We start from the raw sequence: 225 nt of genomic DNA, 5'->3' as shown, positions 1-225 counted from the left end.
CCAAGGCGCGGGCGATCCCGACACGCTGCTGCTGTCCGCCCGAGAGCTGGCTGGGGTAATGATCGCACTTGTCGGACAGCCCCACTTTCTCCAGCATCTCTAGGCTTCGCTCCCTTGCCTCTTTCTTGGGCACCTTTTGGGCGACGATCAGCCCTTCCATGACGTTTTCCAGGGCCGTTTTATGCTTGAACAGATTGTAGTGCTGAAAGACCATGGCCGTTTTCC

General features: G+C 57.8%; 1 protein-coding gene. It reads right to left on the bottom strand.

The window, feature by feature from the left end; translation table 11 throughout:
• A partial coding sequence (locus LD028_RS09900; RefSeq protein ID WP_237811717.1) for an ATP-binding cassette domain-containing protein occupies nt 1–225 on the bottom strand: 225 nt, incomplete at both ends.

Origin of the sequence: Anoxybacillus sp. LAT27 (assembly GCF_022030075.1) — a bacterium.
GTDB lineage: Bacteria > Bacillota > Bacilli > Bacillales > Anoxybacillaceae > Anoxybacillus > Anoxybacillus kestanbolensis.
The sequence above is the reverse complement of the archived record's forward strand: the minus strand, read 5'-3'. Positions and strand labels throughout refer to the sequence as shown.